Origin of the sequence: Olsenella sp. Marseille-QA0557 (assembly GCF_965119725.1) — a bacterium.
GTDB classification, from domain to species: Bacteria; Actinomycetota; Coriobacteriia; order Coriobacteriales; family Atopobiaceae; genus Coprovicinus; species Coprovicinus avistercoris.
The window spans coordinates 1,288,132-1,314,617 of sequence record NZ_CBCPMI010000001.1 but is presented as its reverse complement, the minus strand read 5'-3'; the positions used below and the strand labels follow the sequence as shown (position 1 = coordinate 1,314,617).

Here is a 26,486-nt window from a genome sequence, read left to right as displayed (position 1 = left end):
CAATCTACCATGAATAACATCCTTTACCTTGACTGTTCTTCTGGCATTGCAGGCGACATGCTTGTTGCAGCGCTTTTAGATCTTGGCGCACACGAACAGGTTGTTCGACAGGTAATTGATAGTCTGCCAGTTGAAGGGATTGCCGATATTCGAATCAGTCACGTTGAGAAACACGCGCTTCATGCATGTGACTTCGATGTTGTGCTCACCCATGAATTTGAGAATCATGACCACGACATGGCATGGCTTCACGGCACTCCATCGCATGAGGATGCATCCGGTCACCACCATGGTCACCTACATGCCGATCATCATCATGAACACCCACATACTGAACATCACCATGACCACGCGCATACTGAGCATCATCACACGCACACACATGCCGAGCATCATCATGTACATCGCGGGCTTGCCGATGTGCTGGCAATTATTCAAGCCGCAAACATGACTGACCATGCACGCGAACTTGCACAGAAGGCCTTTACTATTCTTGCTGATGCCGAAGCTAAAGCTCATGGGACCACGCCAGATAAGGTGCATTTTCATGAGGTTGGTGCGGTAGATTCAATCGTCGATATTATTGCTGCCTCGGTATGCTTGGATGATTTGGGCATTGAGCGAGTAGCAATAAGTCCACTTACCGAGGGCAGGGGCACCATCCGCTGTGCTCATGGCATCATGCCGATTCCAGTGCCAGCTGTTGTTAATGTCGTACAAGCAACTGGCCTTGAGATGCATCTAAGCAAGATAGAAGGAGAGCTTGTAACTCCAACCGGAGCAGCACTTGCAGCAGCATTCCAGACTGAGCATCAGATACCTCAGCACTTTGCAATCAAGGCATGCGGTATCGGAGCCGGAGAGCGCGATTATGCATGCGCAGGTGTGTTACGTGCCATGCTTCTTGAGCCACGGAACGTGCCTGAATCTTGCCCTTCCACCAATACTGATACTGAATGTGTAACAAAACTCGAATGCGAGATAGATGATGCCACCGGTGAAGCCTTAGGCAATGCAATGGAAAGGCTCTACGAGGCTGGGGCACGAGAGGTACATTATCTGCCTCTCGTTGCAAAGAAAAATCGACCTGCTTGGCAACTTCAAGTCATCTGTCTTGAAAAAGATAGAGTCTCGTTAGAGCGCTGCATCTTTGAAACAACAACAACCATAGGCATCCGTCGAACAACTATGGAGAGAAGCGTACTTAACCGCAGCATAGAAGAAGTGGCCACGCCGTTTGGCCCCATAAAAGCAAAGATCGTAACCTTGCCAGATGGCTCTCAACGCGCTTATCCAGAGTTTGATGATGTGAGTAACCTTGCCCATGCATCTCATCTTCCCCTGCAAGATGCATGGCAACTTGCACAGGGCTGTTGTGCGACACGCTCTTCTCACTGAGTCGTTTATTGAGTCACTTTACAAATAAGGGATTAGAGCGCTTCTGCTCTAATCCCTTATCATTTCTCAGAATCTAAATGAACTATTGTGCCTCTTCAGAGCTTTTCTCCGTGTTGGCTGCTACTGTTGCAGGATCTATACCGCAGCATTGTTCAACCCAGGCTATGAAATTATCTTCTGGTGTACCTGAGCGCTCAGCCAATGAACGGCCTGCACCCCAAACAGGCGTAAATGCAACATCGTTAACACCATCGTAGGCCTTGAGAGCCGCAACGAGATTGGCTTCTGTAGTCAGCGGAACTGTAGTTTGCATAAGACCCGTGTTGATACGCCAATGCGGCGCAACACTTGCCTTGCCATATGCTTCGCTTGATCCACACAGATAATAAAGTGGGTCATACATCTGAACACGTGCAGCAACAGAGACATCCAGAGAATCCTTTTGAGAAAGATCGTTTTCCCAATCGGTCAGATATTCCTCTTTCCACCCCTGAAGCTGGGCATAGGTATCCACATTTTGCGTAAGCAACGAGAGAATGGTGCCATCAAAATGCAACGCATCATTATCATCGTTGCCAAAGAGCTGATTCGCTGGCTGGTTGCAATCGATAGAGTCAAACGCCGCAACAGAAGCATTTGCTGGACGACAATGACTCACATAGCTGCCAAGATCGGTAATGGACGCAGAGGCACGTCGCGCATTATATGAAATCCAGAAATTATTGCCGTTAAGTGCATCAATATAAGCATCGACGTTGGCATAGGTTACCGGCTGAGAAGCCTGACCACCCGCATCAGACTCATCGCTTCCCGAGGCGCGTGCAATTGCTTCTTCCTCAGCCGCTTTAAGGTTACCATCGCCGGGGAAATTACCATTTGCCTGCACTGTCGTATCGGGGGTATAAGGGAACTGCACGTGCTCAAAGAAGGCGTTTGCACCTTCTTCAACGATACTTACGAGATAATCATAGTAGGTACCCGCGACAAAGATGCCACCTGACGTCTCGTCAAGTGTAAGCGCAGTACCGTCTTCTGAGGTTAAACCGAGATTTGCAACAGTTCCCGCATAATTGGATGCGAGATCATCTGAAAGACGCTTTGTCCATGTTCCGTCTGCGCGAGCCCCTTCAACAGAATATTGGCCTGCAAACCATTCATAACCCGCATCAGAAACTTCAAAAGAGGTCGATGGGCACCAACACATTGAGCCAAAAAGGGCATCAGACAGCTTATTCGCATCTGCATCGTATGTGATTGCTCCAAGAGCATTTAAGTAAGGCTCATACTCTGGCGCGTCGCCAGAAGTGCCAAGAACTGCAGAGAGACCGCCACCACCAGAATGTCCAAAAGTAATAATGCGCGAAGTGTCGCACGGCAAGAAGCTTGCATTGTAACGAAGGAAGCGCACAGCTGCCTTAACATCGGCGGCTCCCCAGGGAGCTCCCCCGGAGAAAAACTCATTCGTTACACTATCGTATCCGCTATTCCTACCGCGAAAACCAGCGTAGACATAGACAAGGCCTTTCTCAAGATAGGTGCCAAGCCCATCATAGGAATAGGCAGTAGATGCAGCCTGTCCCGCATAATCACCAGGATTTAAAGGCATGACAATCGGCGCAGTTCGTGGAGTAAACCCTGCAATCTCAGCGTTTTCATTGATCGTGCAAGTCCACGTCTGACCCTTTTGCTCTCCTGTGAAGTATGGTCCCGGAACATAAATGGCAAGCTGCTCATAGGTTTCAGACGCAGGCTCCAAACAATAGGTAAGCCTGTTCTGCCACCAGACATCATTATCATCGTCGTAATTCCAGGCGCTGTTATCAATTTTAAGAGCTTCAAACTTCTTTACGTCTACCTGCTCTTTTTCAGATCCTTCTTGATCGGTCTCGGAAGGTTGAGTGGTATTCTCCGAGGCACAGCCAGCAAGCGCCGCCAGCGCGCCCGTAGATGCGAGAGTTAAAAACTCCCTCCTGCTGCACTTCATCTCAGCGTCCTCCTAACGCAAGTTTTGCGTTCACCATTTTCGCGCTCTCTTGACGTTTTGCTCTACCTTCTCGGCGAATGTTACACATCAGTCACGAATTCTTCAGAGCTACTCTGTTGATTCAAGGGTTCGTCATCACCTAAAGGCACGATGTCTCGATATAGTGCCCTGTGGTCAGGAATAATAACCATATCTCGATGATGATGACCAAAATACCAATGTTTGAATAAAAGGCGATGCTCAAGCATGTCAAACCAGTCGGTGAGTTCGTCGGGCCCCTGCCAGATATCTCCATCATAGAGGGTATCCAACAGCTGTGTTGCACAACAATGTGTTACGACATAATCGACGGACCAGTTATGCGCTGCAAGATTTGCTTCTGCTTCCGCATATTCAGCTGCAGATGGCATCTCCTGCGGCCACCAACTTTCACCTTCCACACGCATTGCTCGATCGACCGATGTAGCCCCACCCATGGTAAAAACCGTGCTGCCACAGATATCAAACACTTGTCCACGCATAAGGTGCAAAACCGAAGGACGGATGCGGTGGACGTTACCTCCATGCCACTGCTCTGCTGGCAAAGCAGATAACGCCTCATGATTTTCATGATTGCCGTCAACAAAAAGCGTGGTCCATGGTCGATCTTCGAGCCAATCGAGCCAGCCTAGTTCCTCCATACCGAAGTTCCAAACGAGGCCAAAATCACCTGCGACAATAAGGTAATCATCTTTTGTGAGCACACGGCCTTCAGGAAATGCTGAGGGAAAGAACCTGTGGATATCAATCCCTCCGTGAAGGTCTCCTGTTACGAGAGCAGCCATCGGGCTCCCTACGACTTGCGCACGCTTGCAGCAATCCGATCGGAGATGGACATTCCCTCCCGACGATCATTTCCCCAGAAGCAGCAAGCAATCATGCCAGGACCCACGTGGCAGCCAATAGTTGGGCCAATAGTTGAAACCATCGTAATGGTTGAATCATCCTCTTTATTTATGAGCTCAATAAGACGCTCTGCATCTTTAGGGCAATCAGCATTACCAATAGAAACAATGTTGGAAAACTCATCATGGTTATGGTTGTTGCTAAAATTGGCGGCAAGTTTACGAATGCCCTTTCTCCTGCCACGAGTAATGCCGATTACGGAAAGTGCTCCCTCAACATCAATGGTAAGGAGCGGCTTTACATCAAGCGCACCGCCAACAACGGCAACTCCTTTGGGCAGACGTCCACCACGATGCAAGCAATCGAGATCTTCTACCATAAACATTGCATGCAAATAGTAGCGAGCCTCTTCAGCCCAACTCACCATTTCCTCTGCAGTCAGACCACGATCGCGCTGGTGGATGGCCTCAACAATGAAAAGATACTGAGCGGTAGACGCAAGTTTGGTATCCACGATATAGATTGGAAGCTTCTTTCCAGCTTCTTCCTCCATACGAGCTAGTGCAAGACAAGCTCCTTCGTAAGCGCCAGAGAGTGCAGAGTCAAAGCAAAGATAGACTGTTGGAATATCGAGCTCTAAACAGCGACGAAAGTGCTCTTCAAATTCCATCTGCGAAGGTTGTGAAGTGAGAGGATGAGCGCCTTTACGAATGGCCTCATAAAACTCATGAGCAGAACGACTTTCAAACAAATCGTCTGTTCCACAAAGCCCTCCATCTGTTTTATCCGCCTCAGCATAGGAGAAGCGAATGAGGCCAATTCCTGCATCATCCACCATTTTTTGAGAAAAATCGCAGGGAGAATCCGTCATGAGAAAAAATTTAGGCTCCATAGCCTTCCCTCCTGAAAACCATCAGAGGCATACGTGGTAATCCAAATAATCCTGCTCATTGTAGGTGATTACCGTCACTTCCTTATCTGAGACAGGATGAGGTTACAAGGACACCAAAAATGTTTACGATACATAGAAGTGACGTCAAAAATAGGAGTACCTATGTCTATGGATACATATGATATCTCTGACGAAACAATTCGTCGAGTTGCTCTTCGATTTGAAGGTACTGTCCAAGCAGTAGGGTTTCGCTGGACTTGTTGTATGATTGCCAACCGCGTTGGATGCACCGGTTGGGTACGCAACGAACTTGATGGAAGCGTTTCAATGGAGTTACAAGGCACCAATGATGCCATCGCTTCCTTCTTTAGCATGCTGCAGGCCGACTACAATCGTCGCCATCTTACTTTCGTTGTAACCGAATCCGATGATATTGCGCCTGTAGAAGGAGAAAGTGAGCTATCTGTCCGCTGGAAATAGACGTTTAGATACCCCTACATCCAGCGGACATACATTTAATTGTTGCCTGATGGCTTATCTATTATGAATTGATCATTCAAGCCTTCTATTTTTCCGTCACGATCCACTTGAAAGTGATATGAAATCCTATCGGCTCGAATTATCGATTTTGAATAATGAAGTGGCGAGCCATCGGACTGAGTAATAGTTTTTCTCAAAACAAAAAGAGGTGCACCAACAGAACACTTTAGAAGCCTTGCTTCATCATTTCTTGTAGTAGAAGCATCTAAAGAAACATCCTCAGAACCAAAAGAATACTTATAGGTGCCTTGTACAAGATCATAAAAAGGAGTTTTATCATCAAGTTGTTCCAAAAGTCCTGGAAACTTTGCTGATGAAACATAGAGATCATCTATAGCAAATGGCACATCTCCTTCAAGAATAAGACGGCGTACATAGTAAGCGGTCTCATCTTTATTGAGCTGCAAGCGCTCACGCACAGAGCCAGAAGCCGAAATCTCTTTTGCTTCTAATATTTCATAGCCTGCTTCCATGCCGCCCTGCATTTTTAATTCATGGAAACCATGGGTGATATCGGTACCGACACCTACAATATACTTAGGAACTGCCACAAAAGTGCCACGTCCTCGCACCTTTTTTAATAATCCCTCATCAACAAGATCTTGTACGGCACGCCGCACCGTAATTCTGCTAACCCCATACTCTTCGCAAAGTTCGGGCTCAGTGGGGATACGTTCCCCCACTGCATATTCACCAACAAGCATCTTCTGCTTCAGCTCAGTTTCGAGTTGTAAATACAGAAGCCCATTAGTATATGAATCGAGTACTAGGTCCTTACGCTGCGTCATCACGATATCAGAGTCCTCCGTCGGGACACCCCAACCGCGCTTAGCGCTGCCAGGCATAAAACTGCTCATCGGTCGCGAGGACGGAGTGGGTGTCAGATATGGCATGGTAACTGCCTTCATCATAACGGATACCAAATTCTTCAGCGTCATATACCAACGGATGACGGCTGCGCTCAATCTGCGGATTAAATCGTGGGATTGCAGAAATGAGTGATTTTGTATATGGATGAACGGGATTTGCAAATATCTCGTCTGTTCGTCCTGACTCCACAATATGCCCCAGGTGCATAACGGCAATGTGATCAGAGATATAGCGCACCATGGAAAGATCATGCGCAATAAACAAGTATGCTGTTCCTGTTTCTTCCTGAATATCCTTCATAAGGTTTACAACCTGGGCCTGGATGGACACATCCAAAGCGGAAATAGCCTCATCAGCAATTAAGAGTTTGGGGTTCATAATGAGTGCACGAGCAAGCCCTGCACGCTGTCGTTGTCCACCAGAAAACTGACTTGGATAGCGATTGGCTTGTGAGCGAGAAAGACCCACACGATCCATCATATGGTAGACAATTGCTTCTCGTTCCTTTTTATCCATATGAGGATGATGGGCATCGAGACCGGTTGCAATAGTATCTATCACCTTGTGATATGGATTGAGCGATGCCATCGGGTCTTGGAACACCATAGACATATTGGAGCGCAGGCGTTTCTCCACCTCTTTTGAAAATGCACCCGAAATATCATCTCCATCAAACTCAATAGTTCCTGAGGTTATTTCGTCAAGACGTATGACAGCACGGCCCGTCGTTGATTTACCGGAACCGGACTCACCTACTAAACCAAAGGTTTCACCAGGCATAATGTCAAAAGAAATATCATCTACTGCCTTGACAACATTTCCTCCAGGGATTTTGAAATACTGTTTTAAATGCTTCACGCTGAGCAAAGGTTTTGTCGGATCAACATCAACGCGAGGCACCGAATCGGTCGTAGGAGTTTGAGACATTATGCATCGCCTCCCTCTTGCTTCATGGCTGCAATGCGAGCACGCAATTGCTCCGGTAATTCCACTTTGGGAGCACGCGGATCAAGTAACCATGTGGCTGCCCAGTGATGTTCGTTAATAGAGAATTTGGGTGGTTCTTTGACAAAATCGATTTCCAAAGCATATGGATTGCGCGGTGCAAAAGCATCGCCCTGAATAATGTTAAGCATGTTGGGAGGATTACCTTTAATCGTATAGAGCCGCTCTTCTCGGTTGGCAGATACCGATGGCATAGACGAAAGCAATCCCCATGTATAGGGATGACGAGGATCGAAAAAGACATCCTCGGTGGTGCCTGCTTCCACAACCTTTCCGGCGTACATTACATTGACGTAATCGGCTACCTTTGCAACAACACCCAAGTTATGCGTAATAAAGATCACGGAGATATTTAATTTTCGTTGAAGCTCTAGTATGAGTTCAAGAATACGAGCTTGAATGGTGACATCAAGAGCGGTAGTAGGCTCATCACAAATGAGCAAATCAGGATTGCAGGATAGCGCAATAGCAATAACTACGCGCTGCCTCATACCGCCAGAGAGTTGATGAGGATAACTCTTAAGACGTTCCTCAGGACTTGTAATACCTACAAGCTCCAGCAGCTCAACGCAACGTGCATGGAGTGCATCGCCTTGAAGATCGGTATGCTCAGTTAAACTCTCCGCCAACTGACGCTCTATTTTCATAGTTGGATCAAGTGAGGTAAGCGGGTCTTGAAATACCATAGCAATATGGTTTCCTTTAAGACCCACCATCTCCTTATCAGAGAGCTGCATAAGATCAACAGTTTTTTCTGTCCCTGTCGCATCGGTATAAGTAAATTCAGCACTTCCTGCTTCTACTACTTGGTTATGCGTGTGAATGCCCATGATCTGTTTGGCTGTGACCGATTTACCCGAACCGGATTCGCCTACAATAGCCACCGTTTCACCGCGATATACATCGAGGTCAACTCCGCGAACTGCATGGACAAGACCATTTGCTGTCTTAAATGAAATTTTAAGATCACGCACTTTTAGAATTTGTTTGCGTTTGTCTGTCATTGCGATCACCTATGACCTCTCGGGGTCGAGCGCATCGCGCAAACCATCACCAAACAAGTTAAAGCCAAGCATGAGAATGGCAAGTACGCATACAGGAGCTAACACCTGATACGGATACGTCATCGCCGCGTTGTAACCATCGTTAATCATCGTGCCCAAAGACGCAGTTGGCGCAGGGATGCCCAACCCGATAAAAGCTAAAAACGCTTCAAGGAAGATTGCGTTTGGAATTGAGAACATAAAGGTCACGACAACCTGAGGCATGGTATTGGGAAGTATTTCCTTAAAAATAATGTCTTTGGCACTGACGCCAAGGGTACGTGCTGCAAGGGTGAACTCTTGCGTTTTGTACTTGAGTACCTGTGCTCGAACAATACGGCTCATATCTATCCAGCCCGTCAAAAACAGCACTATAACGATGTTCATCAGGCCAGGCTTAAGCACCACAATTAAAAGTGTTGTAATAACAAGTTGCGGAATTGAATTCAGAATCTCAGTAAAACGTTGCATCACAATGTCAACTTTTCCGCCAAAGTAACCTGAGATTAAGCCATACACAATACCGATAAGCACACCCACGATCACTGCAATAAATGCAATCATGAGTGAAATACGTGTTCCTTCCCACACACGAGTCCAAATATCACGGCCTAAGCCATCCGTACCAAAGAAGTGGTACTCCCCTGGTACACCATCCTGCGCATAGACGTTCACACCATTTTGCATGCCATCGCAAATTCCTATAGATTCAAGAACAGGGATACGCGGAGGCAAATTGGTAATAGAGGGATTCGTGTCGTAGTAGGTATATGGGCTTACCATTGGTGCAAATATTGCCATGAGAACAATAAGGGCAATAACAACAAGACTTACAACCGCTCCTTTATTTGCTAAAAAGCGATTGAGTGTCTCACGAACATACGAATAATTGGCATATTCTCGCTCATCAATATCGAGATGATCCTCAGGATGCGCAAATTGAAAAAGCTTATCTTCTTCAGAGATCTCGGGGGTAAGTGTATTTGTCGTCATCATACTTAATCCTTCCCCCCAGCAAGCCTTATTCGAGGATCAATGAGCCCGTAAGCAATATCCACCAGAAGCATTGCGATAATGAACATGAGGCTATAAATAAAACTTATCGTGAGGACAACGTTGTAATCATTTTGCTGAATAGCCTGAATGTACAAACTGCCCAAACCAGGAATGGAGAAGATCTTCTCCATTACAAGCGAGCCGCTCATAAGGCTCACAAGCAACGGCACTAATACCGTAATTACGCTAATAAGTGTATTGCGCAGTGCATGACGAAGTACGAGTTTTGCTTTAGGTACGCCTTTTGATGCTGCTAGCAACATGTAGTCTGAGTTCATAATGCTTATCATCTCAGAGCGGGTATAACGCTCCACACTTGCCATTGGAAACATTGCCAAAGCCAGTACAGGCAGAATTGTTGAGATCTCCGGATTTGTCGAACTGTAGAGCAGTGGCAATACCTTTAATTGGAATCCCAAGAAAAACGAGAGAAACAGAGCCACTACAAAGGATGGCAGACTCACACCAATAACCGCCAAAACAGTTGCAAAGGTATCCCATCCAGAGCGCTCCTTAAGAGCAGCCAACACACCTAATATCACGCCAACAATGGCACCGAGAATACCTGCTTCCAAACCAATACGCAGCGTAAGAGCAATCCTTGGCCCCACCATTTGTGCAATAGGCATATTTGTCATGATGTTATAAGAAACACCAAAATCTCCGTGCAGCATATTCCAAATGTAGAGAAAGAAGCGCTCTATTACTGGTTTATCGAGTCCATAGTGAGCTCGCATAGCAGCAATTTGTTCGGCACTGAGTTTTTCTTCGTTATTAAACGGAGAACCAGGCATGAAAGAGAGGAGCATAAAGAGCACGAACAGGATTATAAAAAGTGTAACCGCCGCTATTGCTATGCGCTTAAGCACATAGCGCGCCATCGGACTCAATCCTCTCCTTTTATTTTTCTCCACGGTCGCCTCAGCCATTGCGACCTCCGATCCGATATATAACGACGCAAGACTGCGTCCCATTCCTTCTAAAAAAGCCCCGCACCAGTCATTTCTCCGATGCGGGGCACACAATTACCGCACAGGCGTTTTAGTTCTTATCCATGTACTTGCAGTAATACTGGATTCCTGTGATGTGATATGTCATACCGCTCACACTGGGTTTAGTCAGTGAGCACAAACCCGTCTGGAAAATAGGAATACTCACTGCACGAGTTGAGCAAATCTCGTTGCAGCGCATAAGCTCATTCCAACGTGCGTCCGCATTGCCAGCGTCAGTTGTGTTGGCCTGTTCATAGAGCTTGTCAAACTCTTCATCGTTCCAACGGGAATAGTTAGAAGGATGATCAGACACATACATGGCAAGAATAGCTGTTGGATCAGCATAGTCTGGACCCCAGCCCCAGAGGCAAACATCGAAATCGCCTGAATCAGCACGCTCAGTACGACTCTTCTTTGGCGTAGCCTCGAGATTAATCGTGAGGCCTGGCAGCGCTTTCTGTACCGTGTCCTGAATATAGGCACATACATCCTGCGTGAAGTCTTTATCCTGGTCGAAGAGGATAGTAAATTCACGAACATCAGTCTCGGCCTGAGCAGCTTCCCAATACTTAGTTGCTTCATCAAGGTTGTAGCCATTCGGCTGAGGGCTGGACTCTGCGAAGTCATCGCCTGCCTCATTGGCATACAAACCAACCATGATCATCTGCTGAACAGGTGTTGATCCATCTTTGAGAATAGAATTGCAAATCTCCTCACGATTGAGCGCGCAGGCAATAGCACGGCGGAAGTTTTCGTTATCCATGCCCGGCTTTGTTGTATTCATCATGAGGTAATAGTTGAAAGATCCGTTATGTGATGCAAAACCCTCGTCATCTTTATACTGCTCAACCAAATCGCCAGTAAGTTCAACGTAGTCTACATCGCCATTCTCCTACGACATAACGGCTTGCTGTGTCTCGCCGATAACCTGGAACGTCACTGAGTCGAGCTTGACATTGTCCACATCCCAGTAATCTGGATTCTTTGAGATCACAAATGTATTGGCTGCCGGGTCATACTGTGTAACCGTGAAGGCACCGTTGTAGATTTGGTTGTCCTTTGAAATGCCGAACGAATCACCCTGCTCCTCACGGAAAGCACGATTAACCGGTGCCCATGGCGCAAAGGAGAGCAGATCAAGCATAAAGGGTACCGGATGCTCAATCTCAATTACGATAGTCTTATCGTCTGGAGCAGAAATACCGAGCTCAGAAACGTCAGCTGAACCATCCAACACAGCAGCGTAATTCTTAATCGCTGCCATCTCAATCTGATACTGGAAGTCAGCAACACCAGAGTCAGCCTGAGCATTTCTCTGCCATGAGCAGATAAAATCGTCTGCAGTTACAGCATCGCCGTTAGACCATTTAGCATCGCGAAGATGGAACGTCCACGTAAGCTGATCTTCGCTTACCTCATAGGATTCACAAGCTGCAGGCTGCAGAACACCCTCGGGATCCTTAACGAATAAGCACTCAAGAGCTTGAGACACAATTGTCATAGAAATCGTATCAAGTGCCGCAAGAGGATCAAGCGTAACCGGTGCAGTTGCTACAGTAAGTCCTATGCTTTTGCCAGATGCTGCACTATCTGTGGAACCACCACATCCAGCCAGAGCTGTTGTACCAACAAAAGCAATGCCTGTAGCACCAGTCGCTTTCAGAAAATCGCGACGGGACACGTTCGGAATGCCGTACTTGAAGTTCATGGTTACCTCCTTTTGAGGGTTTATTACCGTATCTTTCCGGGGTGCCCAAAAGCACCGTTGAACGTGCAGGTATGAGCTGCGCGATCAGCTGCAAAAGTCATTGCGCAGGGGATATCACGTGTCTCGAAGTAACGCACTAAAAATGCAGCGGCAAACGAATCCCCTGCGCCCATAGCATCTACTGCATGAACGGGAACAATTCCCTGCTCATAGCGTTTACCATGGTCTGAACACACACTGCCTTGACTTCCTTTAGTCACAACAACAATGCCGGTGCCCAACTCATGCGCACGCGCTATAAGCCTGTCAACACCCTCGGCATCAAGCTCCGCATCTGAGAAAAATGCAATATCGATATTGGGGCATATTTGTTGCAGATAAGCGTCATCGTGACCTGTTGAAAAATCATATGAGAGAGGCACTACTGCATGGATCTCGGCAAGCTCGGTGTCTACTCCTGCGTCATTTGTGGTATGGCACACATCAAACTTTGAAAGGAGTTCCAGATCTTCACGGACGATTCGCATGCGGAATAAATGCGCAACTGAATCACGCTTACCACCCGTAAAAACTCGATCGCCTTGAACTATACGTACTCCTGCACTGGGTGTTCTTCCATGTGCTATACGACACCGCTCACAGGTTATGTCCTCCTGTGCAAGAGCTGCCTGAATATGTTCAGCCATGTAATCGTCGCCAAAAATGCCGAGAAATGCAGAAACCTCTGCTCCATCACGTTTGGCGTTTACAGCAACATTTACAGCCTGGCCTCCTGGATAAAACAAACCATCATCCACATAACGATCTCCGCAACAATCTCCGAGTGCAATAAGACGCATATGACACCTCCCTCAAATGAAACTTAGAGCTGTGTATTCACGCAGCACGAAAGCTATATCTGTGGATTTAGTACTCCATCTGCCACATATAGCGACGGACCGAAAGAGCATGACCACGGTCGTGCGCAAGAGCATCAACCATGACGCGAACAACAGATCCAAGAACCTCGGGGGCAAGATACTCAGCAACTTTGGCATCAAGATCGCCAAAATCAAAATCGTTCTCATCGATCACAAACAGGTGATCAGAAAACTTCTTTGCGAAAGCGAGTGCGCGCTCATCAAGATAACGAGTGGCGCCATTGCCCACGGTAATTACGAACGGCACATCAAAGTCGGTAACCTCAAATGGACCATGGAAATATTCGCCGGAATGAATGCAATTAGAATGGATCCACTGCATTTCCATGAATAAGCAGATAGCAAGCGAATACATCTCGCCGTAGTTAGCACCGGAACCCATGGTGTAGATAACCTCAGCACGCTTGTTATCGCTTGCCCACTTAGTGGCTACGTCACGATATTTGTCAGAAGCTTTCTTTTTGATATCGCCAAGGTGATCCACTGCATCAACACCAGATTGCCACAGAGAAATGTGCTCTGCGTCAAGAACTTTCAGCAGCTCAAACCAGGTGCGCATCATAACAGCGCCGCCCTTATCGGACTCATTGGCTTCCGCACCGTGATCATAATGGATGCCCATGCCGGCAGCCTGCCAAAGCGGCGAATCCTCCACGTTAGAAAACGCAATCGAAAGTGCACCCGCATCAGTTGCTTTCTGAGCAGCCGCAACTGTTTCAGGAGTTGTGCCAGAGTGAGAGCAGGTAATAACCACAGATTGAGGACCAAAGCCCTTAGGGGTGCCATAGTTGAACTCGTTGGAGGTATAAATTGCAGATGGAATATCGAGTTCACGATCAAACATGTACTGAGCGGGCATCATGGACGCCTGCGAACCGCCACATGCAACAAAGTACACGTTCTTGATCTCACCCTTTGCAAGGCGATCAGCAACCGCCGCAGCGGCAGCCGAAATTTGGTCAATATGCTCCTGCTTCATGGTGCTTCTCCTTTTTCTCCAGCATTACCAAATGTTTCTAACGTTATATAACGTCATATATTGAAAATAATCACTTATGATGTCTGGTCAAGGAGTAAGCCTCAAATGGAAACATAACTTTCGGCAAACGGAAACAAGGCTGGCCAATTGACCAGCCTCGTTTTATTAAATTAAAAATGCTTTCCTAAAAGCGATTTTAGATTGTGTCCCATGAGATGCTCAAAACAAGAAACGTTAAAGCCTCAAATCGCGCAGCGGACCACAGAACAAAGGTGTTGAGAAGTATCTTTCTCCGGTATCCGGTAATAAGGTCACAACTGTCTTACCTGGGCCTAACTCACGAGCAAGCCTTACAGCAGCGCAGACGTTTGTTCCACTCGAAATGCCACATACAAGGCCCTCTTCCGAAGCCAGTCGACGCGACATTGTTAAAGCCTCTTCATCAGTAACGGTAATTACCTTGTTATAGACATCCTGATCGAGGTTCTCAGGAATAACACCGTCACCAATACCCATTTGCAGGTGAGTTCCTATTTCCCCGCCAGAAAGAATCGCAGCATTTTCTGGCTCTACTGCCCAGATCGTGATATCCGGGTTTGCCTTACGCAAAGCATGTCCAACACCGGAAAGCGTACCGCCTGTTCCAATACCACTTACAAAGCCATCAATTACACAGTTGGCATCTTCCAAAATTTCTCGTCCAGTTTCACGCTCATGAACGAGTGGGTTATCTGGATTGATAAATTGCTGCGGTACGAATACATGCTCAGGGTCGGCGTCGCGCATTTCAAGTGCGCAGCGCAGGCACTCATCAATGCATGCTCCAATATCGCCGGCATCATGTTTGAGAATAACATGTGCACCGTAGATTTCGCAGAGCTTACGCCGTTCCTCGCTCACTGAATCAGGCATGATAATACGAACTTCATAGCCCAACACTGCACCAACAAGTGCAAGACCAATTCCCTGATTGCCTGATGTCGGCTCTACAATAATGCCTCCAGGCCGTAAATCTCCTCGCTTCTCCGCTTCGCGAATCATCGCTAAAGAAATACGTGTCTTTACCGAGCCGCCCACATTGAGAGCTTCATCTTTTACGAGAATACGAGCACACTCTGGTCCCGGTATGCGATTGAGACGCACAAGCGGCGTTCCCCCAACAGCCTCCAGGATATTCTCGTAATACATATAAACTCCCTCCAAGTTAGTAGGATTTTAGAAGAGCCTATCACAAGGCACATCGTATAAGCACGGTCATTTTTATCGCTTCGAAATCTGTAACAGAACGGTTATACAAGAGTCATCGGTCTTAATCAGAAAGCACTCAATAAAAACGGGTACCCGTACAGAACGGGCACCCGTCTTGTAAACACCTCAAAAATGAAGCTGGCTAAAAGAGCGGTGTTGTCTCGAGATCGTATCCAAGCAATGCTTGGAATCCGCGCTGAACTGCCTTATCCCAATAGGGCCACTCATGATCTCCTGGAGCTTCACAGAAGATGTGATCATAGCCAAGCTCTGAAAGATGGTCGGAGAAATGCTTATTCATTGGAAGCAGCATATCATCGGACCCGCAGAACAGAGCTAATTGTGGCTTCTCAGAACAAGAGGCAATCTTTGTAGAAAGCGCAAACAAGTCGTTCTCATTCCCCACATCACAGCCCTTTCCAAAAATTGCATCCATTTCGGAAGGAGCCATATCGGGAAATTCGCCCGTCTCCACCATCTCGCGGAACATACGTACATCAGCCACTGCAGAGAAGGCAGCGGCACCAGCATAGAGCTCAGGACGAGATAGCGCAGCTTTTATCGCCCCATAGCCTCCCATGCTTTCTCCCGCTATAAAGGTATGTTCGCGGTCGTTTGGTACATTAAACCAACGCTTAACAAGTGTTGGTAAGTCATCGACAAGATAATCGAAATAGTGCGCACCAAACGAAGTGTTTGTATAGAAGAAGCGTTGCGTCTCGGGCATGACAACAAAGAGATTGTATTTCTTAGCGTAATACTCAATCTTTGAGAACCGCGGCCATTCACCAGCATTGGCTGCCAGTCCATGCAAAAGATACATGACGTTTACTTCTTCATCCTGAAACGGCGTAACATCGCACGAAGGCTCAGGCGTAATAATCTTTACCTGTGTGGTCATCCTGAGACTTGGTGAGAAAAAATCACCGCTAAACATACCCATAGGGACTCCTCAATCTGGCGAAAAATCCTAGAGCTGATGAACGATATCGCGCGTTGCAGGATAGAGCTCATCAAAGAGTTTCTGATACTTCTTATAGGCTTCGTGATTCTCCGGATTGGGCTCATAGGTACTTGCAATCTTTACCTTACTTGCAAGTTCATCGAAGTCCTTCCAGTACCCTGCTGCCACAGCTGCCATCATAGCGTCGCCATAAGAAGCACCAATTGTTACCTCAGGTACCAACAGCGTCTTGCCGCACACGTCAGCAACAATCTGCATCCATGCATGATTCTTCGTGCCACCGCCGGCAACGAGTACACGATGAATGGGTACACCATCTTCCTCAAAGATACGGAAGTGCTGATTGATGGAATATGCAACGCCTTCAAGACCAGCACGGAGCATATCTTCGCGGGTGTGCCCAATTGTCAAACCGAAGAATGCACCGCGGGCATTGGGGTCATCGATAGGCGTACGCTCGCCTGCAAAGTAGGGCAGGCAAATCAAACCGTGCGAGCCTACTGGCACCTGCTCTGCCAACTGCGCCATGACGGTATACGCATTTTCACCGCCGGCTTCCTCAGCTGCCTTGAGATCCTGGAACATGGTGTCGCGCAGCCATTTTGTCATCGATCCTGCTGTATTTGTTGCGCCTGACACGTCGCACGTTCCCGGAATGATGAACTCCTCATGCCAGACACGCGGATCCATAACAAGATGATCGGTAAGAAGGAACATGTAAATCGTCGAGCCAAACTGCACGATCAAGTCGCCCTGCTTACCAATACCACATGAAATTGCTTCACAGGCCGAATCGTCTCCACCAGGAGTTACAGGCGTGCCCTCGGCAAGACCGGTTGCTGCAGCGGCCTCAGCAGTTACATGACCGATAATATCGGTTTCTTCTGCAATAGTTGCCAGCTGATCGGGACGGCAAATGCCCTTGCAAGTTTCCTCAGTTGGATGACCATCTTCGCCATAAAGCGGTTTGAAACCGCCTGCCATACCCAAGAAAGTATCGATGTAATACTCGCCTGTCAGCTTGGCAGTAATGTAGGTCGAGCTATTGATAAATTTGGCGGTACGCTCATAAGCGTCAGGATCATTTTCCTGAATCCAGCGGATTTTTGGCGGTACGTCGGAGGAGCATAAAGGCCGCCCAAACACGCGGTCAATAAACTCCTGGCCCCACTCCTGCTCCAGATCGCGCATTTGCTTCTCTGCACGGCCGTCAATGCCATAAGAAATAGCCGGACGGGTTGGGACGCAATTCTCATCAACAGCAACACAACACAAACCAAGAGCACTTGTGGTAACGCACTTAATGTCAGTTGGATCTACACCGGACTTCTCAATAAGATCGCGGGAAACCTTACAAAAATCTCCCCACCAATCTTTTTCAGCATCATGATCGTAAGCATTTGGACCCACTTGCTTTATATCGTGAGCTGCAGAACTGGAAGCAACAATATTGGCGTCAACATCGATAAGAACGCCTTTTGTTTCAGACGTGCCGGTATCAATACCCATGAAGTACGCTGCGCTCATATGCGCTCCCTTCTGTTATGGCGAATCCTTCGCCGTTTCGCGCCCGTGCTTACATCATCTAATTCCATTCGCCATTGCGAACAGTAAAACTGCATTTATCGCCGCGGGTATAAGAGCGTGTAAACTCCACCACCTCGTCTGCGGCATCATAGCTTGTGCAGGTAAAGAGCATGACAGTATGTCCGGGCTCAATGCCTAACATGCGTGCATCACGCGCTTCCAAACGAACGAGATCGAGCGTTTGCCATGCACGTACAGGGCTTACGCCATAAAACCCATACACCTCATAAAGGGTAAAGACACCAAGATCGATACCATTTAATTTGGGAACTTTGCGACATGGTATATAGGTGTGCTCAATGGCAATAGGCTCACCATCTGCAGTGTTAAGACGCTTGATATAAAAGATTTGTTCATCAGGTGAGATATTAAAAATCTTGGCATATTTTGCACCCGCCTGACGAACGCTTTTCGAGAGCACGCGTGTTGCAGGCTCTACGTGACGTTCGCGAATAGTCTGACGAAAACCTTGCAGACTATCGAGATCACGCTCGATAAGATCGCCCACAACAAAGGCGCCCTTGCCTTGAACACGCCGCAGGAGACCTTCTTCTACCAGCGCATCAATAGCATTTCGAACAGTCAGACGATTAACACCGTATGTCTTTGCAAGTTCATTTTCCGACGGAATAGCGGTTCCCGGCGGATAATCTCCATCCTCAATTGTTGTACGAACCACTTCACGCAATTGAAGATATATAGAGGACCGGTAGTCAATCTCGACCATAGCTATTCTTCCACCTCGCTTCTCAACTCACTCGCAAAGCGAATGTGGTCTGAAAGCACAATATTCTTGAAGTATTCAACCGGCTCATTTTTCTCGTCATAGATAACGCCCGACTGGAAAAACACCGGCGTTCCTTCTGGATAATCCAGAAGATGTGCCTCACGTTCATCGAGCGTTGTAATGCTAATGCGCTCTTGTCCACTACAGACCTGTATATGATATTCATCGCGAATAACATCAAAGAGTGATACACGCGAAAAATCGAAACGCTCAATATCTGGGAAAAGATGCTCATTCAGACAGGTTGTTTCCATTGCTACGGGAACACCGTCTATTGTGCGAATGCGACAAAGTTCAACAACAGGTGAACCAAGTGACACATGCAACCGCTTTGTAGTTGCTTTGTCTGCTTCACATTGCCGACAGTACACCAATCGCGCTCCCGGTGTACGACCTGTCTCTCTTACAGCCTCACTAAAACCCTTCACGTCTTGTAGATTGCGTATAAGCTTCGGCTGAGCCACATAGGTTCCCGAACCCATACGACAATACAAAACACCATCTGAAACGAGACGCTGGATAGCGTTTCGTAATGTAGTTCTATTGAGGTCCCACATGCGACACATGTCGCGTTCCGAGGGCAGGCGGTCCCCTGGTCTGAGACCCATGTCGAGGATATAGCTCTCAACAAGTTCTGTGGCATGGTCGCGTGAACTCATGGGATGTCTTCTCTTCATCTCTGCCTCTATAATAATTGCTGATAAACCGTTAGACCAATTTAGTCTTCTCAATTTTGGCCTCGTTTATGCGGGCAATTATTTGAGTGGCATTAAATTATCGAAACTCGGTAGACCAATATGGTCTCCTCAAAACTGAGGAGACCATACAATTCCAGTTACTACTCCCCCATTACCTGAACAAGGATCGTTCTCTCGGAGGGGCCGTCAAACTCACAGAAGTAGACTTCTTGTGCACCACCACGGACAACTTTTCCATCATGTACTGGAAAATGCGTGTGATTTCCCGTAAGAAGTGCCTTGAGATGTCCTGTTGGGTTGCCAGCTGTTGAGCCGTAATCCTTAAGCATGCGAGCATGTGCATACGGCCAATCCTCTGGAACAAGGCGACCAAGGAAGACACTGATGTCACTCTCGAGACATTCGAGCGCCTCATTGGTTGTAATGCCGGCAGTCGTGTGCTTAGAGATAGCAGTTACCATACCGTCCTTAATACCGCTCTCAGCTACGATCTGCTCAAGCTTATCGGTAATGAGAATGTACTGGTTATACTCGCTCGTCAGAAGCGTGAACGTTGTTGTATAGACCATGGTCTAGCCCTCCTCAAGTCCGCCGAGGAAGTCAATTGCGTTCTGCCCCTTGATGAGCTCGACGGTGCTCTCACGAAGGCCAAGATTATCCAGAGCGTGTGCCATACGAATCTGCTCGAAACGCGGCTGTCCACTACCAAACATAACCTGATGACGAAGGCTGCGATCGATCCATGTCATAGGAATTTCTTGAGTGAACAAACGGGTAAAGAACTCCTGCGCGCAATCGAAGTACAGAAGACCTGTATCGGCATACACATTGGAATGCTTAACCATTACCATGGCGGCTTCTTCTACCCAAGGCCAGCCAAAGCGGCCAATGCAGAAGCGAAGATTCGGTCTTGTCTCTGCAAGCTCTTCAAACTCAACCGGACGCCCGTATTTTGCAAGCGTATGCGGTTCCCATGACATACCAGCGCTGAAATACACCGGACGGTTGTAGCGCTCGCAAATGTCATAAAGTGGTTGCACAGCATCATCCATAGGATAGAAACGCTGGCGCGGCGGATACAGAGCAAGGGCTTTCATGCCAAGATCAGTAAATGCACGCTCAAGCTTTTCAGGCGCTGCAGGATCCGCTGGATCAACACTTGCAAAACCGATAAAACGATCAGGTGCTGCGTCGACAATTGTACGAATCTCTTCATTTGATACAGGGACACAACCGGCACATACTGAATAGTCGCGCGCAAGCAAGCACATCTTATCCAGGCCAGCAAGTCTCATCTGGTTGAAGATATGCTCGAGCTTTGCGGTGCCATTTTTGTGAACATTTAGCACCTCATGTCGCATATCTTCAAGCGACTCATCAGCATTTATGAGCTCATAAAATGCCGGATTTACATGTACATCAATGAACATATGAAACTCCCCGGTGCGGTACTACTCCGCGAGCATAGCACGCACGTTGTTAATGGCACGCTTGGCATAGAGACGCGGCTCGTTAATGTAGCCAAGAACCAGCTCGATAGTTGCAGTACGGTTGTAGCCGGAATCACGAATCTCCTGAAGGAGCTCAGGCATAGGCAGTACGCCCTCGCCCGGCATGACATGGGAAGCATCCGTGCCGTTGGAATCAATGATGTGCAGGTGATAGAGCTTATCGCCAAGCTTCGAGAAGTAGCTCATGATCTGCTCTTGCTGCAGGAACGGCGGAACGATATCGAGCATGCCAAGCAGGTAATCGGAATCGACATGCTCAAACAGGTCGATAAGATCGTTAGCGCTCTTGAAGGCGTTGGACTCCTCGGGGGTAAGCGGCTCAACTACAATGTGCACGCCTACGTTCTCAGCATGCTTAGCAAGCTCTTCGCAGGTGCGATACAGACGGTCATGAATCTCGGCATAGGTTGCCTCATAGCCGGCATGTGCAGGTGAGATGAGCATGTAGTCGGAGCCGAGAGCCTTGGCCTGATCGAGGCAGAGCTTCAGATAACGGACTGCATCTTCGCGCTGACGCTCAGAGCCAATCATGAAGTTGTAGGGATAGCCGTTGTGCTCTGGGCAATAACCCGTGATGGGGACACCATACTTATCGCGCAGACGAAGAACCTCGTCGATCTCACCAGCAGCCAAATCGGGAGCATATGCGTGAGGACGGCCACCCCAAAGCTCAATGTAGTCATAGCCAAAGCGCTTGGCGTCGCAGAAGATATCCTCTAGCGGGTTGCGCTGATAACCAGAAGTGAACATACCAATTTTGAACATACGATCAACCCTTTCTTTCTCTTCGTGCATCTTTTTTACCGTACATTTGACGAACAAAGCTCTCTTTGTTCGGTCTTGCTATAGTGCCCCACTCCGTATGAGAAAGCATACGGAGTGGGGTGAGGGGGTGGCTATTCCTCGACTACCCAAGGCTCAAACACACCAATTACCTCTGAAGAAATCTTGGCACCACGGTCAAGGCACTTATCAATTGAATCGCCAGCAAGAACACCTACAAGGAAGCCAGCAATGAAAGAGTCGCCTGCGCCAACGGTATTAACGAGCTTCTCGCAAGGATAGATGCCGCCATCCCAGAAACGCTCGCCATCCCAGGACAGGCTGCCCTTCTCACCAAATGTTGCAGTGGCAACCTTCATGCCACGAGCAACCTTATCCTGCAAAAACTCACGAATGAAGGGATCGTCCTTCTCGCCGTGATAGGAGAAGAAGCCGTAATCGACGCAGCCGATGGTCTCTTCAATGAGAGGATGATCCAAACGGTCGCAATAATCAAAGCTTACGAGCGTGCCGGAATCATGAATTGCCGGAAGAACTTTCTCGGCATTTCCCCACAGAGCGGTGTGAACAATATCATGCTCGCAAGCAAAACGAACATCTTCCTCATCGAAGACAATGTTCTCGAGAACACCCTCTTCATACTCACCATGCACACGATCAAGGCCATCGAGATCCATATAGGTGATGGCTGTCTGGCCCTCCGCTACCTTAAGGTGCGAAATATCAAGACCCTCCTTCTTGAGGGAATCAATCATCCACTTACCGTTGTCATCTGAACCTGTAGTAGAAATAATCGCAGTTGGAACACCAAGTTTATGCATATTAACGGCAGTATCTACAGCGTTTCCAGTCGGATACTGACGGTCGAGATTACGATAATAATCAATGCAGTTATCACCGATGCAGGCTGCCTTTTTGGCCATAGCGTTTCCTCTCTATCCCAGATTTCAATGCGGCCCCAGTTGTATAACTGGTATGGGAAACTGCTTAACTCATATACTCATCTTATTGTGTTCTCACGCCTTCAGGGACCACATTTGTTATTTGACCCCTCACGGCTAAAACTCATCCGTTCACCCGAAAACTGGTATGAAAGTGATGAGCATCTCTGTTCCTATTCCCACATTTTCGCAGTTGTTTGGGGATAATTAACGGTATGCAAAAGAGATTGGCAACCCGGCATTCAAGAGATTTTTTAAGCGGTACTCTTCCCTTGGCGAAAATGACCGATTACGCGAAAAAAGCTACCGTTCATCTCTCGAATGGCTCATCTTTACTATTTTCTGAAAAAAATTCAGTAATTGGCCTAGGATGATAACTAACTTATACATATAAGAATAGTTCGTAAACCTGCTGGTGAACGAACGGCGACTCAGCGAGGGGAGTGCTCATGAAGGTTGCAGCTGTTGGCGATAACTGCTTGGACGTCTATGAGAAGGAGGGCAAGCAATACCCTGGCGGCAACCCTGTAAACGTTGGTGTTTATCTTCGTCGCATGGGCGTAGATGCTTCCTACACCGGCGCCGTGGGTACCGATTCCTATGGTAGCTTCATGGTGGATGCTCTTAATGGCAAAGGCATCGATACAAGCCATGTTCATGTTGACGAGGGTTCTACCGCTATCACCAAGGTAGAGATTGTCAATGGCAACCGCGTTTTCGGTGACTACATCGAAGGTGTCATGGAAGATTTTGCTCCTACAGATGACGACGTCAAGTTCTTCTGCGAGCATGACCTTGTCGTAAGCGGCATTTGGGGTCATGCAGATAAGGCTATGCCTGCTGTTCACGCTGCTGGCGTACCTGTCGTATTCGACTTCTCCGATCAGCCGCAAGACCCCATGGTGCTTGAGACGGTCCCCTATGTTGATTACGCCTTCTTCGGCCTTGAGAGCGACGATAACGAGCAGGTTCGCACCTATATGCGCGATATTCAATCCAAGGGCCCCAAGGTAGTTGTCGTTACGCTTGGTGAAAATGGCAGCCTCGCTTTTGATGGTACCGACTTCTACAAGGGCGATATTGTCGAGTGTGAAGTAGTTGACACCATGGGCGCAGGCGACTCCTTCATTGCCGGCTTTATCAAGGGCATTCTTGAAGAGCAGGATATCCCGACTTGCATGAAGATGGGTGCTGAAAGCTCCGCAGTAACCCTTGGTTATTCGGGTGCTTGGTAATCGCTCCTGCGAACAGGTAATTTGTTCGGGCCAGAAGCATATGCTTCTGGCCTTTTTCTTACTGCTTATTTCTTATCTACGCGCTCTTGTTTTTGCGCAAATCTTTTTCATGGGGAGAAATATATTCTTGGGATGGACGCTGCACGGGCTGACAAGGGCGACGGCAGACTCCATTGCTTGTTCTCCGGACAAGCTCATCCACGGGAATTTCCAGCGCCTCGGCATACCAATACACTTCATATAGCTTGAGCGCCCGCTCTCCAGATTCAATCTTGCTTACAAAAGATTGTGGGGTATGAAGCCGACGCGCTAGCTCGACCTGAGTTACACCCTGTCCTATACGGATAGTGCGTAAATTTTCGCCCATGATCCTGTTAAGCTCGATATCCATGCAGGAAGTCTCGCCTGTCTCTAGGGCTTATCCCAAAATGGGATAAGCATGGGATTCCTGACACGTACCGAGGAGTGCATTATCAAAGCACAATGTCATATACGCAGCAGTTGCAATTGAGAGCTTCCTTGTTTTAGATATGCGGTATAGAGTGAGGAGATTAGTTTGAATGATTCGCTAGAAAAACTCACGTCATGTATTCAAAAGCTCGGCAAAGTTGCAGTTGCTTTTTCTGGTGGTGTTGATTCGGCATTGCTTCTCGAAATTGCCCATCGCACACTCGGCGATAAGGCTCTTGCGATAAGTGCTCGCCTGCACTCAACGCCCTCACGCGATGCGTCCTACCAAGAAACCTTTTGCTCTGAACGCAACATTAAACATATTGTCGTAGAGATAAACGAATTTGATATTCCAGGTTTTGCAGATAATCCGCCTGAACGTTGTTATCTCTGCAAAAAAGCGCTTATGGGCAAGCTTGTTTCTATTGCTCGTGAACATGATGCTTGCCTTATAGAAGGATCGAATGCAGACGATTTGAATTGCTGGCGTCCCGGACTTCGCGCCGTACAAGAGCTCACTATTGCAAGTCCTCTCGCTGAAGCGGGGCTCCATAAGGCTGACGTGCGACAACTTGCACATGACCTCAACATCTCATGTTGGAATAAGCCATCCTCAGCTTGTCTTTCTTCACGTTTTGCCTTTGGAGAGCATATCGACAGAGAAGGCCTTGAGCGTGTCGACAAAGCAGAGACTTTCCTTCATAACGTAGGATTTTCTCAGGTACGTGTAAGAGTCCATCAGCTTGGGCATGGACAGACACTGGCGCGTATAGAACTGCTTCCGGAAGAAACGGCTCGCCTGTTTGAAAATGAGCTCTATTCGACTGTTGCTCAGCATCTCTCTCAGCTTGGGTTTACGTTTGTAACGTGTGATCTTAAGGGCTTTCGTTCTGGAAGTATGGAGGCCACCCTTCCTGGCAAGACACACGTAAGCCATGTTTGATACGCTAGAGATTCTGATCCACTTATCTACACCTTGCTCAGTGAACCAACGGAGGCAACGGGAGCATGAATCTCACCGAAGCAATAGAACATGCAAGTTCCATGGCTTTACCAGGGTTTCTCTCTGATGATAGTTCACTCAATGCAGAGCGTTCTACCAATGAGGGTGCCTTGGCACTCCTTATGGATGCTTGGAAGACAGCTCCTGCTGATTCAGAGCCCTTTTCATACGATTTAATACGCGATCTTGCCGATAGAAACCGCGTAACGTGTGATACCTATGACATTGAGCGGCTTAACAATATTCCTGGTCAAAGCCTCTCTCGTCGCCTTTCTGATAAAGACCTCATCCGCAGTGTCGCGGCCCTTCAGCAAAGAGATCCAACAGAGGTTGCAAAAGTTGCAGGACCTGACCTGCAAGATCTGGGTATTGCCTATCTCGATGCCCCAATCAAAGGTATGGTAGTAGGCGTTGATATTGAGACCACTGCTCGTGAACCAAGCCGTGGTTATATCGTAAATGTTGGTCTTGAATTCATGAAACTTACCCCCAAAGCCAAACCCGAGCATCCTTTCACTACGTATTGTGGCCTGCCTTCCCTCTACGAGGAAAAAGGGGTGCCTCTGGCAGAAATCCACCATATCAGTTGGAACGACATCGCTGGAGCTATCCCATTTCGAAAGAACAAGGCGCTTCAAAAGGCACTGTTAGCAACTTTTGAGCGTTTTCCGTATATGGCACATAATGCAGCATTTGAAGACTCTTGGTTTATGCTGCACCTTGATGGCTATGCTGAGGCACGTAAAGCGGGGCGTATTGTTCCCATTGATACTCGTGATATTTGCCGGCGTGTTGACCCGGAATACCGGACACTCCCCCATGAATCACGTCCCGCAGCACTGGAGAATTGGGCACGGAGACGTGGCGTTCTTGCAGCAGGAGACTCCGAGCGTCATTTGGGTCTCGAAGATGTTGACCTTATGTTCAAGACAGTACAGGCAGAATTTACTGCCCGCAACATGTTTTAAACACCTTGCGGGCAGTTCTCTGCGCTACGTTTTTTGTTA

25 protein-coding genes and 1 pseudogene are annotated in these 26,486 nt (G+C 47.8%); 5 read left to right on the top strand and 21 right to left on the bottom strand.

What is annotated here, in order from left to right; genetic code table 11:
• Positions 1–9: 9 nt before the first annotated feature.
• The gene (gene larC, locus ACQY6Y_RS06010; protein WP_428379405.1) at positions 10–1,398 is read left to right on the top strand and encodes a nickel pincer cofactor biosynthesis protein LarC; all 1,389 of its coding nucleotides are present in this window, start codon (positions 10–12) and stop codon (positions 1,396–1,398) included.
• Positions 1,399–1,480: 82 nt separating this feature from the next.
• Here the strand turns inward: larC and ACQY6Y_RS06005 are convergent, their stop codons facing one another.
• The 3 genes from ACQY6Y_RS06005 to ACQY6Y_RS05995 form a co-directional block, all read right to left on the bottom strand.
• Positions 1,481–3,382: a subtype A tannase gene (locus ACQY6Y_RS06005; protein ID WP_428379404.1), complete on the bottom strand. Its 1,902-nt coding sequence runs from the start codon at positions 3,380–3,382 to the stop codon at positions 1,481–1,483.
• Between the two features lie 80 nt (positions 3,383–3,462).
• Positions 3,463–4,206: a metallophosphoesterase family protein gene (locus tag ACQY6Y_RS06000; protein ID WP_428379403.1), complete on the bottom strand. Its 744-nt coding sequence runs from the start codon at positions 4,204–4,206 to the stop codon at positions 3,463–3,465.
• Positions 4,207–4,214: 8 nt separating this feature from the next.
• Positions 4,215–5,159: a DegV family protein gene (locus ACQY6Y_RS05995; protein ID WP_428379402.1), complete on the bottom strand. Its 945-nt coding sequence runs from the start codon at positions 5,157–5,159 to the stop codon at positions 4,215–4,217.
• 162 nt (positions 5,160–5,321) lie between these two features.
• Here ACQY6Y_RS05995 and ACQY6Y_RS05990 point away from each other — a divergent pair, with 162 nt between their 5' ends.
• On the top strand, positions 5,322–5,639 hold the full coding sequence (locus ACQY6Y_RS05990) for an acylphosphatase (RefSeq protein WP_428379401.1): 318 nt from the start codon (positions 5,322–5,324) through the stop codon (positions 5,637–5,639).
• A 35-nt stretch (positions 5,640–5,674) separates the two neighbouring features.
• Here the strand turns inward: ACQY6Y_RS05990 and ACQY6Y_RS05985 are convergent, their stop codons facing one another.
• The 17 genes and pseudogenes from ACQY6Y_RS05985 to frlD (ACQY6Y_RS05905) all read right to left on the bottom strand — a co-directional run bounded on the left by ACQY6Y_RS05985 (position 5,675) and on the right by frlD (ACQY6Y_RS05905) (position 22,773).
• The gene (locus tag ACQY6Y_RS05985; protein WP_428379958.1) at positions 5,675–6,487 is read right to left on the bottom strand and encodes a GntR family transcriptional regulator; all 813 of its coding nucleotides are present in this window, start codon (positions 6,485–6,487) and stop codon (positions 5,675–5,677) included.
• Positions 6,488–6,527: 40 nt separating this feature from the next.
• The gene (locus ACQY6Y_RS05980) at positions 6,528–7,496 is read right to left on the bottom strand and encodes an ABC transporter ATP-binding protein (RefSeq protein WP_428379400.1); all 969 of its coding nucleotides are present in this window, start codon (positions 7,494–7,496) and stop codon (positions 6,528–6,530) included.
• Positions 7,496–8,578: an ABC transporter ATP-binding protein gene (locus ACQY6Y_RS05975; RefSeq protein ID WP_428379399.1), complete on the bottom strand. Its 1,083-nt coding sequence runs from the start codon at positions 8,576–8,578 to the stop codon at positions 7,496–7,498. Before ACQY6Y_RS05975 ends, ACQY6Y_RS05980 begins: the two co-directional genes overlap by 1 nt.
• Before the next feature lie 9 nt (positions 8,579–8,587).
• Positions 8,588–9,613 carry an ABC transporter permease gene (locus ACQY6Y_RS05970; RefSeq protein WP_428379398.1) on the bottom strand — a complete coding sequence of 342 codons (1,026 nt, stop codon included), beginning with the start codon at positions 9,611–9,613 and terminating at the stop codon, positions 8,588–8,590.
• 2 nt (positions 9,614–9,615) lie between these two features.
• The gene (locus ACQY6Y_RS05965) at positions 9,616–10,602 is read right to left on the bottom strand and encodes an ABC transporter permease (RefSeq protein WP_428379397.1); all 987 of its coding nucleotides are present in this window, start codon (positions 10,600–10,602) and stop codon (positions 9,616–9,618) included.
• A 112-nt stretch (positions 10,603–10,714) separates the two neighbouring features.
• A pseudogene (locus ACQY6Y_RS05960) lies at positions 10,715–12,166 on the bottom strand (peptide ABC transporter substrate-binding protein).
• A gap of 230 nt (positions 12,167–12,396) precedes the next feature.
• Positions 12,397–13,212: a PfkB family carbohydrate kinase gene (locus ACQY6Y_RS05955; protein ID WP_428379396.1), complete on the bottom strand. Its 816-nt coding sequence runs from the start codon at positions 13,210–13,212 to the stop codon at positions 12,397–12,399.
• Between the two features lie 67 nt (positions 13,213–13,279).
• On the bottom strand, positions 13,280–14,272 hold the full coding sequence (locus ACQY6Y_RS05950) for an SIS domain-containing protein (protein WP_428379395.1): 993 nt from the start codon (positions 14,270–14,272) through the stop codon (positions 13,280–13,282).
• Between the two features lie 234 nt (positions 14,273–14,506).
• Positions 14,507–15,460: a PLP-dependent cysteine synthase family protein gene (locus tag ACQY6Y_RS05945; protein ID WP_428379394.1), complete on the bottom strand. Its 954-nt coding sequence runs from the start codon at positions 15,458–15,460 to the stop codon at positions 14,507–14,509.
• 202 nt (positions 15,461–15,662) lie between these two features.
• A complete protein-coding gene (locus tag ACQY6Y_RS05940; protein WP_428379393.1) occupies positions 15,663–16,463 on the bottom strand; it encodes an alpha/beta hydrolase in 801 nt (266 codons plus the stop codon).
• Between the two features lie 27 nt (positions 16,464–16,490).
• Positions 16,491–18,011, bottom strand: a complete 1,521-nt coding sequence (locus ACQY6Y_RS05935) for an FGGY-family carbohydrate kinase (protein ID WP_428379392.1) — start codon at positions 18,009–18,011, stop codon at positions 16,491–16,493.
• Positions 18,012–18,069: 58 nt separating this feature from the next.
• Positions 18,070–18,798 (bottom strand): GntR family transcriptional regulator, encoded by a 729-nt coding sequence (locus ACQY6Y_RS05930; protein ID WP_428379391.1) that lies wholly within the window; start codon positions 18,796–18,798, stop codon positions 18,070–18,072.
• A 2-nt stretch (positions 18,799–18,800) separates the two neighbouring features.
• Positions 18,801–19,517 (bottom strand): GntR family transcriptional regulator, encoded by a 717-nt coding sequence (locus ACQY6Y_RS05925; RefSeq protein ID WP_428379390.1) that lies wholly within the window; start codon positions 19,515–19,517, stop codon positions 18,801–18,803.
• Between the two features lie 179 nt (positions 19,518–19,696).
• Positions 19,697–20,125 (bottom strand): secondary thiamine-phosphate synthase enzyme YjbQ, encoded by a 429-nt coding sequence (locus ACQY6Y_RS05920; RefSeq protein WP_428379389.1) that lies wholly within the window; start codon positions 20,123–20,125, stop codon positions 19,697–19,699.
• A 3-nt stretch (positions 20,126–20,128) separates the two neighbouring features.
• Positions 20,129–20,986 carry an amidohydrolase family protein gene (locus ACQY6Y_RS05915; protein ID WP_428379388.1) on the bottom strand — a complete coding sequence of 286 codons (858 nt, stop codon included), beginning with the start codon at positions 20,984–20,986 and terminating at the stop codon, positions 20,129–20,131.
• A gap of 21 nt (positions 20,987–21,007) precedes the next feature.
• Positions 21,008–21,832: a fructoselysine 3-epimerase gene (gene frlC, locus ACQY6Y_RS05910; RefSeq protein ID WP_428379387.1), complete on the bottom strand. Its 825-nt coding sequence runs from the start codon at positions 21,830–21,832 to the stop codon at positions 21,008–21,010.
• Between the two features lie 131 nt (positions 21,833–21,963).
• Positions 21,964–22,773, bottom strand: a complete 810-nt coding sequence (gene frlD / locus ACQY6Y_RS05905; protein ID WP_428379386.1) for a fructoselysine 6-kinase — start codon at positions 22,771–22,773, stop codon at positions 21,964–21,966.
• 467 nt (positions 22,774–23,240) lie between these two features.
• Here frlD (ACQY6Y_RS05905) and frlD (ACQY6Y_RS05900) point away from each other — a divergent pair, with 467 nt between their 5' ends.
• On the top strand, positions 23,241–24,026 hold the full coding sequence (gene frlD / locus ACQY6Y_RS05900; RefSeq protein ID WP_428379385.1) for a fructoselysine 6-kinase: 786 nt from the start codon (positions 23,241–23,243) through the stop codon (positions 24,024–24,026).
• A 76-nt stretch (positions 24,027–24,102) separates the two neighbouring features.
• Here the strand turns inward: frlD (ACQY6Y_RS05900) and ACQY6Y_RS05895 are convergent, their stop codons facing one another.
• Entirely contained in the window at positions 24,103–24,417 is a 315-nt protein-coding gene (locus ACQY6Y_RS05895; protein ID WP_428379384.1) for a helix-turn-helix domain-containing protein, read from the bottom strand.
• A gap of 165 nt (positions 24,418–24,582) precedes the next feature.
• Here ACQY6Y_RS05895 and larE point away from each other — a divergent pair, with 165 nt between their 5' ends.
• On the top strand, positions 24,583–25,419 hold the full coding sequence (gene larE / locus ACQY6Y_RS05890) for an ATP-dependent sacrificial sulfur transferase LarE (protein WP_428379383.1): 837 nt from the start codon (positions 24,583–24,585) through the stop codon (positions 25,417–25,419).
• Positions 25,420–25,484: 65 nt separating this feature from the next.
• On the top strand, positions 25,485–26,447 hold the full coding sequence (locus ACQY6Y_RS05885; protein WP_428379382.1) for a 3'-5' exonuclease: 963 nt from the start codon (positions 25,485–25,487) through the stop codon (positions 26,445–26,447).
• Positions 26,448–26,486 lie beyond the last annotated feature (39 nt).

What these genes read in the sequence shown, in the direction of transcription:
- larC (WP_428379405.1), top strand. Translation starts at nt 10, where the DNA reads ATGAATAACATCCTTTACCTTGACTGTTCTTCTGGCATTGCAGGCGAC.
- ACQY6Y_RS06005 (WP_428379404.1), bottom strand. Translation starts at nt 3,382, where the DNA reads ATGAAGTGCAGCAGGAGGGAGTTTTTAACTCTCGCATCTACGGGCGCG.
- ACQY6Y_RS06000 (WP_428379403.1), bottom strand. Translation starts at nt 4,206, where the DNA reads ATGGCTGCTCTCGTAACAGGAGACCTTCACGGAGGGATTGATATCCAC.
- ACQY6Y_RS05995 (WP_428379402.1), bottom strand. Translation starts at nt 5,159, where the DNA reads ATGGAGCCTAAATTTTTTCTCATGACGGATTCTCCCTGCGATTTTTCT.
- ACQY6Y_RS05990 (WP_428379401.1), top strand. Translation starts at nt 5,322, where the DNA reads ATGTCTATGGATACATATGATATCTCTGACGAAACAATTCGTCGAGTT.
- ACQY6Y_RS05985 (WP_428379958.1), bottom strand. Translation starts at nt 6,487, where the DNA reads ATGACGCAGCGTAAGGACCTAGTACTCGATTCATATACTAATGGGCTT.
- ACQY6Y_RS05980 (WP_428379400.1), bottom strand. Translation starts at nt 7,496, where the DNA reads ATGTCTCAAACTCCTACGACCGATTCGGTGCCTCGCGTTGATGTTGAT.
- ACQY6Y_RS05975 (WP_428379399.1), bottom strand. Translation starts at nt 8,578, where the DNA reads ATGACAGACAAACGCAAACAAATTCTAAAAGTGCGTGATCTTAAAATT.
- ACQY6Y_RS05970 (WP_428379398.1), bottom strand. Translation starts at nt 9,613, where the DNA reads ATGATGACGACAAATACACTTACCCCCGAGATCTCTGAAGAAGATAAG.
- ACQY6Y_RS05965 (WP_428379397.1), bottom strand. Translation starts at nt 10,602, where the DNA reads ATGGCTGAGGCGACCGTGGAGAAAAATAAAAGGAGAGGATTGAGTCCG.
- ACQY6Y_RS05955 (WP_428379396.1), bottom strand. Translation starts at nt 13,212, where the DNA reads ATGCGTCTTATTGCACTCGGAGATTGTTGCGGAGATCGTTATGTGGAT.
- ACQY6Y_RS05950 (WP_428379395.1), bottom strand. Translation starts at nt 14,272, where the DNA reads ATGAAGCAGGAGCATATTGACCAAATTTCGGCTGCCGCTGCGGCGGTT.
- ACQY6Y_RS05945 (WP_428379394.1), bottom strand. Translation starts at nt 15,460, where the DNA reads ATGTATTACGAGAATATCCTGGAGGCTGTTGGGGGAACGCCGCTTGTG.
- ACQY6Y_RS05940 (WP_428379393.1), bottom strand. Translation starts at nt 16,463, where the DNA reads ATGGGTATGTTTAGCGGTGATTTTTTCTCACCAAGTCTCAGGATGACC.
- ACQY6Y_RS05935 (WP_428379392.1), bottom strand. Translation starts at nt 18,011, where the DNA reads ATGAGCGCAGCGTACTTCATGGGTATTGATACCGGCACGTCTGAAACA.
- ACQY6Y_RS05930 (WP_428379391.1), bottom strand. Translation starts at nt 18,798, where the DNA reads ATGGTCGAGATTGACTACCGGTCCTCTATATATCTTCAATTGCGTGAA.
- ACQY6Y_RS05925 (WP_428379390.1), bottom strand. Translation starts at nt 19,517, where the DNA reads ATGAGTTCACGCGACCATGCCACAGAACTTGTTGAGAGCTATATCCTC.
- ACQY6Y_RS05920 (WP_428379389.1), bottom strand. Translation starts at nt 20,125, where the DNA reads ATGGTCTATACAACAACGTTCACGCTTCTGACGAGCGAGTATAACCAG.
- ACQY6Y_RS05915 (WP_428379388.1), bottom strand. Translation starts at nt 20,986, where the DNA reads ATGTTCATTGATGTACATGTAAATCCGGCATTTTATGAGCTCATAAAT.
- frlC (WP_428379387.1), bottom strand. Translation starts at nt 21,832, where the DNA reads ATGTTCAAAATTGGTATGTTCACTTCTGGTTATCAGCGCAACCCGCTA.
- frlD (WP_428379386.1), bottom strand. Translation starts at nt 22,773, where the DNA reads ATGGCCAAAAAGGCAGCCTGCATCGGTGATAACTGCATTGATTATTAT.
- frlD (WP_428379385.1), top strand. Translation starts at nt 23,241, where the DNA reads ATGAAGGTTGCAGCTGTTGGCGATAACTGCTTGGACGTCTATGAGAAG.
- ACQY6Y_RS05895 (WP_428379384.1), bottom strand. Translation starts at nt 24,417, where the DNA reads ATGGATATCGAGCTTAACAGGATCATGGGCGAAAATTTACGCACTATC.
- ACQY6Y_RS05885 (WP_428379382.1), top strand. Translation starts at nt 25,485, where the DNA reads ATGAATCTCACCGAAGCAATAGAACATGCAAGTTCCATGGCTTTACCA.